The organism is Arthrobacter sp. (assembly GCF_031179385.1).
Lineage (GTDB): Bacteria > Actinomycetota > Actinomycetes > Actinomycetales > Micrococcaceae > Arthrobacter_D.
In genome coordinates, this window is record NZ_JAPSHV010000112.1 from 1 (window position 1) to 8372 (window position 8372).

Annotated in this window: 7 protein-coding genes; 3 read left to right on the forward strand and 4 right to left on the reverse strand. The window is 64.2% G+C overall.

Annotated features, from left to right (window positions below):
* Positions 1 to 470, reverse strand: a 470-nt coding sequence (locus RIF85_RS13030; RefSeq protein WP_309072328.1) for a DinB family protein, incomplete at its 3' end; no start/stop codon positions are given.
* Positions 471 to 557: 87 nt separating this feature from the next.
* Between RIF85_RS13030 and RIF85_RS13035 the strand changes: the two genes are divergently transcribed.
* The 3 genes from RIF85_RS13035 to hrpA all read left to right on the forward strand — a co-directional run bounded on the left by RIF85_RS13035 (position 558) and on the right by hrpA (position 6251).
* Entirely contained in the window at positions 558 to 1565 is a 1008-nt protein-coding gene (locus tag RIF85_RS13035; protein ID WP_309072329.1) for a YafY family protein, read from the forward strand.
* A gap of 53 nt (positions 1566 to 1618) precedes the next feature.
* Positions 1619 to 2278, forward strand: coding sequence for a DNA alkylation repair protein (locus RIF85_RS13040; protein ID WP_375164852.1), 660 nt, complete (start codon positions 1619 to 1621; stop codon positions 2276 to 2278).
* 70 nt (positions 2279 to 2348) lie between these two features.
* Positions 2349 to 6251, forward strand: coding sequence for an ATP-dependent RNA helicase HrpA (gene hrpA / locus RIF85_RS13045; protein WP_375164851.1), 3903 nt, complete (start codon positions 2349 to 2351; stop codon positions 6249 to 6251).
* Here hrpA and RIF85_RS13050 read toward each other — a convergent pair.
* From RIF85_RS13050 to RIF85_RS13060, 3 genes are all read right to left on the reverse strand, one after another.
* The gene (locus RIF85_RS13050; protein WP_309072330.1) at positions 6248 to 6676 is read right to left on the reverse strand and encodes an HIT family protein; all 429 of its coding nucleotides are present in this window, start codon (positions 6674 to 6676) and stop codon (positions 6248 to 6250) included. The two genes, hrpA and RIF85_RS13050, sit on opposite strands and share 4 nt — an antisense overlap.
* On the reverse strand, positions 6673 to 7734 hold the full coding sequence (locus tag RIF85_RS13055) for an NAD(P)-dependent alcohol dehydrogenase (RefSeq protein WP_309072331.1): 1062 nt from the start codon (positions 7732 to 7734) through the stop codon (positions 6673 to 6675). The genes RIF85_RS13050 and RIF85_RS13055 overlap by 4 nt, the downstream gene beginning before the upstream one ends.
* 53 nt (positions 7735 to 7787) lie before the next feature.
* Positions 7788 to 8372, reverse strand: a 585-nt coding sequence (locus RIF85_RS13060) for a rhodanese-like domain-containing protein (protein ID WP_309072332.1), incomplete at its 5' end; no start/stop codon positions are given.

The following is an 8372-nucleotide window of genomic DNA, read 5'->3' on the forward strand; positions in this document are numbered from 1 at the left end:
AGTGCAGCCATGGGAGCCTCTGCAAAGGGTCCCTCCGCCGGGCCGACCGGGCGGTCAAGCTCGTGCAGCGACAGGGCGGACACGGCACCGGACCAGTGAGCGTACATGCCGTCCAGCTGTTCGAGCGCTGTACCCGCACTGCCCGGATACTCATAGGTCTCGTAGCTGACCGGCGGACCGCCGAAATGCGCCTCCAGCCGACCGCCCAGTACACCGACGAGGATGTGGCCCAACCGCCAGGCGATCGTGGTGACCGGCGCCGGCTTAGGTTCGGGCAGGGCAAAGTCGATCGTGTAGTCCCCTCCCCCAACCTGCAGAGGTGCTGTGCCAGTTCCGCGCGGACGCACGCTCCAGCTGCCAGGAACGGGTTCCCAGAAGTACTCCTCATCCTCCAGCCCGTCCAGGCGCGGCCGCGCGTGATGCTCCCAGTGCCACGCAAGCTGGTCGGTGAGCTCCCTGCTGATGTCCATCGTTCTTCCTTTCCTCCCGGATATTCGCTGAAAGAATAGAAGCCATTGCGGACAGCAACTGTCCGTGTTGCTGGGTACCGTGGTTCCATGTTGGAAACATCAGCGCGTCTGCTGCAGCTGCTGTCCCTGCTTCAGCTTCGGCGTGAGTGGACGGGTTCTGCGTTGGCGGAACGCATGTCGGTCACCGAACGCACGGTACGCAGAGACATCGGCAAGCTGCGCACTCTGGGCTATCCCATCCACGCGTCGCCCGGCATCGCGGGCGGCTACCAACTGGGCGCAGGAGCGCAGCTGCCCCCGCTACTCCTTGATGATGATGAGGCGCTCGCCGTTGCGATTGGCCTGAGCGCCGTCACCGCGAGCCCCGTGTCAGGGCTCGGGGAAGCCTCGGTCCGCGCCCTGACCAAGCTGGAACAGGTGCTTCCCGGCAGACTTCGGCCGAAATTCGCCGGGCTGCGGACAGCAGTTACACACATGGCTGCGGTGAGCACGCCGGTGAACCCGGAGGTCCTCACGGCCCTTTCCTCAGCGATTACTGAGCGCAGGGTGGTGGTGTTCCGGTATGCACGTCAGGACGGCGATTCCTCCCGACGTGTTGTCGAGCCCGTACGGCTGGTGGACACCGGACGCCGTTGGTACCTTGTCGCATGGGACACCGCCAGGCAGGACTGGCGAACATTCCGCGTGGATCGGTGCCAAAGCGTGCCTTCGCCGCGCGACAGGTTCGCCGCCCGGCCCCTTCCCGCCACAGACCTCGCCGCATACGTGCAGAAGTCGATTACGCGCTCCCCTTACAGCCACGACATCGTCGTGCGCGTCCATGCACCCGCGGTGGACGTCGGCCAGATGATCCCACCCAACATTGCGGAACTTGAGGACGATGCCGGAACCACCCTCATGCGCTTCGGGGCAGACTCGTTCGACTGGCCCCTGATGCATCTGGTGGCGCTAGGGTTGGATTTCGATATCCTCGGCCCTCCGGAGCTTCGGGACCACGCCGCCGCCGCCGCTGGGCGATTGGTCCGGGCAGCCCGGGCCGACGCAGGCGTCATGGAAAGCGCCGCGGGGGCTGAATCCCGAAAGCCCGCAAGCTAAGCCGGCACTCAGGACAGGAGACAGTAGTGGTAGAGACAGCACCGGCCGAGTCGATGCTTGGCGTTGTCATGGCCGAGTTGGCCACGCTTGAGGATCCGAGGACGCGTGAAGTGAACGCCAGGCACGGTGATGACCACGGGGTGAACCTCAGCAAGCTGCGCGCACTGGCCAAGGGCTTGAAGACCAACCACGAGCTCGCCCTGCAGCTCTGGGAGACCGGGGACACCGCCGCCAAACTCCTCGCAACTCTGATCTGCCGTCCGAAGGCATTCGACCGGAACGAGTTGGACGGGATGCTTCGTACCGCACCTTCACCCAAGGTGCTCGACTGGTTCCTGAATTACGTGGTGAAAAAGAGCCCTCATGTGGAAGATCTGCGGGCTGCCTGGTTCACCGATCCGGATCCTGTGGTTGCAAGTGCCGGTTGGGCCCTGACGGCGGACCGCGTAGTGAAGAGCCCGGGTGAGCTGGACCTCCCGGCCCTGCTGGACAGCATCGAGGCAAAGATGAAGGACGCTCCGGATCGCCTGCAGTGGGCCATGAACACCTGCCTGGCGCACATCGGAATCAACCATCCCGGGCAACGCGATCGCGCACTCGCCATCGGGGAGCGCCTGGAAGTCCTCAAGGACTACCCCACCTCCCCAGGTTGTACATCGCCTTATGCACCCATCTGGATCAAGGCAATGGTTGACAGGCAGGAGGCCGGCTGACCGGAATCGAGCCTGCGGCGGCCGCGATCAGGTCCTGACCCGGCATGATCACGTAAACTTGCGGGTAATCATGTCGCTGACAATCTCTTACCCCGCCCAGCTCCCGGTTTCGGAACGGCGGGCAGACATCATGGCTGCCATCGCGGCGAACCAGGTCACCATCATCGCGGGTGAAACCGGCTCCGGGAAAACCACGCAAATCCCAAAGATGTGCCTGGAGCTCGGCCTTGCCGAGTCCGGGATGATCGGCCACACTCAGCCTCGCCGCCTGGCAGCGAGGACCGTCGCTGAGCGCATCGCCGAAGAACTCGACGTGAAGCTGGGCGAGGAAGTCGGCTATCAGGTGCGCTTCACCGGCGAGGTGGGCCGAAGCACCCGGATCAAGCTCATGACGGACGGCATCCTGCTTGCCGAGATTCAACACGACAGGCTGTTGAAGAAATACAGCACGATCATCATTGACGAGGCGCACGAGCGCAGCCTCAACATCGACTTCATTCTCGGCTATCTCAAGCGGATCCTGCCCAAGCGTCCGGATCTGAAAGTCATCATCACCTCCGCCACTATTGATCCGGAGCGTTTCGCCAACCACTTCGCAGCGGATGAGCTCGCGCGTGAGAAGGCGCCCGCGCCCATCATTGAGGTGTCCGGGCGCACCTACCCTGTAGAGATCCGTTACCGTCCGCTCAGTCAGCCTGCGGGTGACACAGAGTCGGACACCGATGACGAGCTTGAGGAAGACCGCGACCCGCTCGATGCCGTGTGTGACGCCGTCGACGAGCTTGCACGGGAAGCCCCCGGTGACATTTTGGTGTTTTTCTCCGGCGAGCGCGAGATCCGCGATGCGGCCGACGCGCTTCGTGCACGCGTCCAGGTGAATCCGCGTCTGCGAGGGACCGAGATCCTTCCGCTTTTTGCCCGGTTGTCGCTGCAGGAACAGCACCGCGTGTTCAATCCCGGGGGTGCAGGCCGGCGTATCGTCCTCGCGACCAACGTCGCGGAGACTTCTCTCACGGTGCCGGGAATCAAGTACGTCATCGATACGGGAACCGCTCGAATCTCCCGGTATTCGCATCGGACCAAGGTGCAGCGGCTGCCAATCGAGCGCGTGTCACAGGCATCGGCGAACCAACGGTCGGGCCGTTGCGGCCGTGTTTCCGACGGCATCGCCATCCGCCTGTACTCGGAAGAGGACTTCGAGTCGCGGCGCCCCTTCACCGACCCGGAAATCCTGCGAACCAACCTTGCTGCCGTCATCCTCCAGATGACGGCGATGGGCGTGACCCGCGGACCAAAGGACGTTGCAGCATTCCCGTTCGTCGAGCCGCCTGATTCAAAGGCAATCAACGACGGCGTCACCCTCCTGCGCGAGCTGGGCGCCCTGGCCCCGGACGGCGGGATCTCTCCGGTGGGCAGGCAACTGGCCCAACTGCCGGTAGATCCCCGGCTCGGACGCATGATTGTCGAGGCGGGCAGGCGAGGCTGCGCGAAAGAGGTTATGGTCCTGGCTGCGGCCCTGACCATCCAGGACCCGAGGGAACGACCGCAACCCGACCAGGCCGCAAAGCTCCAGAGCGCCACCGAGAAGCACCGCAGGTTCGTGGACGAGACATCGGACTTCACCGGGTACCTGAACCTGTGGCGATACCTGCAGGACCAGCAGAAGGAACTGTCATCGACCCAGTTCCGCAAGCTGTGCCGCAACGACTTCATCAACTACCTGCGCGTGCGCGAGTGGCAGGACCTGTTCACCCAACTGCGCCAGCTCGCCAAACCGCTCGGCATCACCCTTCCGCCCGGTGAGGTGGACCCGGTCGCCCAGCATGACGCGGTCCATATCAGCATGCTGTCCGGGCTGCTCAGCCACATTGGCCTGTACGACCAGCGCAAACGCGAGTACGCCGGTGCCCGCGGCACCCGGTTCGCCATCTTCCCCGGCAGCGCTCTGTTCAAGAAGAGCCCGGACTGGGTGATGGCAGCAGAACTCGTAGAGACGTCGCGGCTTTGGGCGCGGGTGGTTGCCAGGTTCGACCCGCTCTGGGCTGAGGAGGTCGCCCCGGACCTGGTGAAGCGCAGCTACAGCGAGCCGCACTGGTCCCGCAAGATGGGCTCAGTCATGGCGTACGAGAAGGTCACACTCTACGGCGTGCCGATTGTCCCGCAACGGCGCATCAACTACGGCCGAATCGACAGGGAGGTCGCACGCGAGCTCTTCATCCGGCATGCACTGGTCGAGGGCGACTGGCGTACTCATCACAAGTTCTTCCACCGCAACAAGGCGCGGATCGCGGAGATCGAAGAGATGGAAAACCGGATGCGCCGCCGCGACCTCATGGTCGACGACGAGACTCTCTTCGCCTTTTATGATGCGCGTGTGGGCCCCGACGTTGTCTCGGAGCGCCACTTCGACAAGTGGTGGAAGCAGGCCCGGCAGGACAGCCCTGACCTGCTGGACTTCAAGCCCGAGGAGCTGCTCAGCCGGGATGCCGATCTCGACGAGGGTGCTTTTCCGAAGACGTGGCACCAGCAGGGATTCGAACTGCCGCTGAGCTATGAGTTCTCGCCGAACGTTCCCGGCGCATCCGACGGCGTCACGGTGCAGGTTCCGATCCTTTTCCTGAACCAGCTGGAACCGGCGCCCTTCCAATGGCAGATCCCTGGATTGCGGGTGGAACTGGTGACTGCGCTCATCAAGTCCCTGCCGAAGCAGGTCCGCAAGAACTTCATTCCCGCTCCGGATGTCGCCCGAACCGCCGTCGAAGCACTCCATGCCGACTTCGATCCCGCGCGGGATGAGCTCGAACCATCCCTGGAGCTCGTACTGCGGCGCTTGAAGGGACACATCATTCCGCCGGGATCATGGAACAGGGAAACGCTGCAGCCGCACCTGCTCATGAACTTCCAGGTAGTCGACGCCAACGGCCGGGTCCTGGACGAAGACACGGACCTTCATGCGCTTCAGGACCGGCTCGCGCCGCAGACCCGGCGGGCTATCGCCGACTCCCTCGGCGCTACACCGGGCTCGATCCAGCAGAAGCAGACGGCGGGGCGCCGGCACCGCCAGGAGCAGGCGTCGTCGTCGGGGAATGGTGATCCGGGAATCAAGGAGATCACCGGCGCAACCGCCTGGACCTTCGGCACGGTGCCGAAGGAAGTGTCCCGCATCGTCGGCGGGCACCGCGTCACGGGTTACCCGGCCCTCGTCGACGAGCAGAACGCCGTCGGGCTCAGGGTCTTTCCCAACCCCGCCGAACAGTCCGCCGCCATGCGCGCAGGGGTAATCCGCCTGCTCGCGCTGCGGGTCCCAAGTCCCGCCCGCTACGTCCTGGAGCACCTGAGCAACACGGAGAAGCTGACCTTCACCCAGAACCCTCACGGCAGCGTCAGCGCACTGATCGAGGACTGCTCTATCGCGGCCATTGACAAGCTCACGCCCGAGCAACTGCCCTGGTCGCCCGAGGAATTTGACGCACTATACGAGGCTGTCAGAGCCGAACTGATCGACACGGTCTTCACAGTCACAGCGACCGTGGAGAAGATTCTTGCAAGCGCGCGCCGGATCGAGAAGAGGCTGAAGGGCTCGACCAGTTTGGCGCTCATCACCGCCCTCAATGACGTGAGGAGCCAGCTGGAGCAGCTGGTCTTCCCCGGATTCGTGGCGACTACGGGCTACGCCCAACTGGCGCACCTTCCCCGCTACCTCGCGGGCATCGAGCGGCGGCTGGAGAAGCTCGAAAGCAACGTGCAGCGCGACGGTCTCAGCACGGCCATCGTCCAGCGGCTGGAGGACGAGTACGACGACGCCGTTGCGTCCGTCGCTCCCCATGGACGCCCTGTGCCACCCGGCTTGGGCCGCGTTCGCTGGATGCTGGAGGAACTCCGCGTGAGTCTCTTCGCCCAGGAACTTGGGACCGCCTATTCCGTGTCGGAGAAACGTATCCGCGCGGCCCTCGGCGAGGCACTTGCCGCTTAGGGCTGTGGAACGAACTCCGCGTATCCAGCGGCACGCAGTGCGGTGCGCAACCGTTCCGCGTTCCCGTCGAGCTTCTCAGGATCCGCTGAGCGGTCCACGTTGTGCACGTCGAAGTCTGCAGGGCTGTGCGTCGGCCAGATGTGGACGTGGACGTGGGGAATCTCGTACCCCTCCATCAGCACGCCGATGCGCTTGGCGTTGAACACCGCCTCCTGCACCTTCGCTATCTTCTGCGCAACATTCATCACCTTGCCGAGCAGCTCCGGTTCAAGGTCGATCCAGTGCGCCACCTCCCGGCGGGGCACGACCATGAGGTGTCCGTCCGTGATCGGCTCAATGGTCAGGAAAGCCACCACGTCATCGTCCTTCCAGACGAAACGGCCCGGGATCTCACCGGCGATGATCCTGGTGAACAGCGTGCTCATGATTCCTCCTCAAGTGAAGCGGCATCAAGTACGAATCGGTACTTCACGTCTCCCGCTACCATGCGGTCGTAGGCCACGTTGAGCTGGTCGGCGGCGACGAGCTCGATGTCGGATACGACCCCGTGCTCCGCACAGAAGTCGAGCATCTCCTGTGTCTCCGCGATGCCGCCGATCAGCGAGCCGGCATACGTCCGCCGCTTCCGGATCAGCAATCCCGGGTCGACGGCCGGCATTGGGTCGGCCGGAAGACCTAGCTGGAATAAGGCCCCATCGAGCCGGAGCGTCCGGATCAATTGGTTGAGGTCATGCGGGGCTGCCACGGTATCGATGACAACATCGAGCGTGTTGGCAGCTGCTTCCATGGCGTCCGCATCCCTGGAAATAACCACGCGGTCCGCCCCCAACTCGTGCGCGGCGTCCACCTTGCCGGACGACGTCGTGAAAACAGTCACCGACGCCCCCATCGCTTTGGCGATCTTCACGGCCATGTGCCCAAGGCCACCCAAGCCAACGACCCCGACGGCGTCGCCCTTCTCGACACCGAAGTGGTTCAGCGGCGAGAAGGTGGTGATGCCGGCACAGAGCAAGGGTGCTGCTGCGGCCGGGTCCATCCCCTCCGGAATCCGAAGAACGTACCCCTCATTCACGACGATGGAGGTGGCGTACCCGCCCTGCGTGACTTCGCCGTCGTGCCTCCTGTCGGGCGAACCGTAGGTGGCGGTCATGCCCCGCTCGCAGTATTGCTCCAGACCGTCGGCGCAGCTTTCACACTCGCGGCAGGAATCAACCATGCAGCCGACCCCAACCCGGTCGCCCACGGCGAACGACGTCACTGAGCCGCCGATGCGGGTGACCCGGCCGACTATTTCGTGACCGGGCACCAGCGGGTACCGGGCGGAGCCCCACTCGCTCCGTGTGGCGTGAACATCCGAGTGGCACAGTCCGCAGAAATCAATGGCTATCTCGACGTCGTCGTGTGCCGGTTCCCTACGCTCAAGGGTGGTTCGGCCCAACCCGCTGGACGGCGACGTGGCGGCATAAGCGAATGCAGTGGTCATACCGGTTACTCTTCCATATCCGGGCTATCCAGCCGATCAGCAAATGGCGACCGTCACGGACCGGTTGCCACCGGCAGATCAGCGCGCTGGGACCACTGCGACCACGATCCCGGGTACAGCGCCGCCCGGAAACCGGCAACCTCAAGGGCAGCTATCTCGTGCGCGGCGGTGATGCCTGAACCGCAGTACACGGCGACGTCGGCGCTCTCCGTGATCCCGACCGCTGCGAACCTGCGACGCAGCTCAGTCGGCGGCTGGAAGGTCTTCTGGGCCGTGAGATTACCGGTCGTCGGGGCGCTGACAGCACGCGGTATGTGACCGGCCTTCGGGTCGACCGGCTCGACCTCGCCGCGGAACCGCTCAGGTGCCCTTGCATCGAGAAGGACACCGTGTTCGGTGAACGACAAAACGTCCTCGATCGCCAGAACCGGCATATGGCCCGAGCTCAGGTTCACGTCGCCCAGGCAATGCTGCTCCTCGCCGCGCTCCGTATCAAAACCGGCCGCTTGCCAGGCACTCAGTCCACCGTCGAGAAGGTAGACACTGGTCAGGCCGGCGTTCCGAAGCAGCCACCACAGGCGTGCAGCGGCGAGGTTACCCGTGTCGTCATAGGCGACAACGACATCACCGTCGTTGAT

Excerpts from the sequence above, each read along its gene's own strand:
- RIF85_RS13035 (WP_309072329.1), top strand. The coding sequence starts at position 558 with ATGTTGGAAACATCAGCGCGTCTGCTGCAGCTGCTGTCCCTGCTTCAG.
- RIF85_RS13040 (WP_375164852.1), top strand. The coding sequence starts at position 1,619 with ATGCTTGGCGTTGTCATGGCCGAGTTGGCCACGCTTGAGGATCCGAGG.
- hrpA (WP_375164851.1), top strand. The coding sequence starts at position 2,349 with ATGTCGCTGACAATCTCTTACCCCGCCCAGCTCCCGGTTTCGGAACGG.
- RIF85_RS13050 (WP_309072330.1), bottom strand. The coding sequence starts at position 6,676 with ATGAGCACGCTGTTCACCAGGATCATCGCCGGTGAGATCCCGGGCCGT.
- RIF85_RS13055 (WP_309072331.1), bottom strand. The coding sequence starts at position 7,734 with ATGACCACTGCATTCGCTTATGCCGCCACGTCGCCGTCCAGCGGGTTG.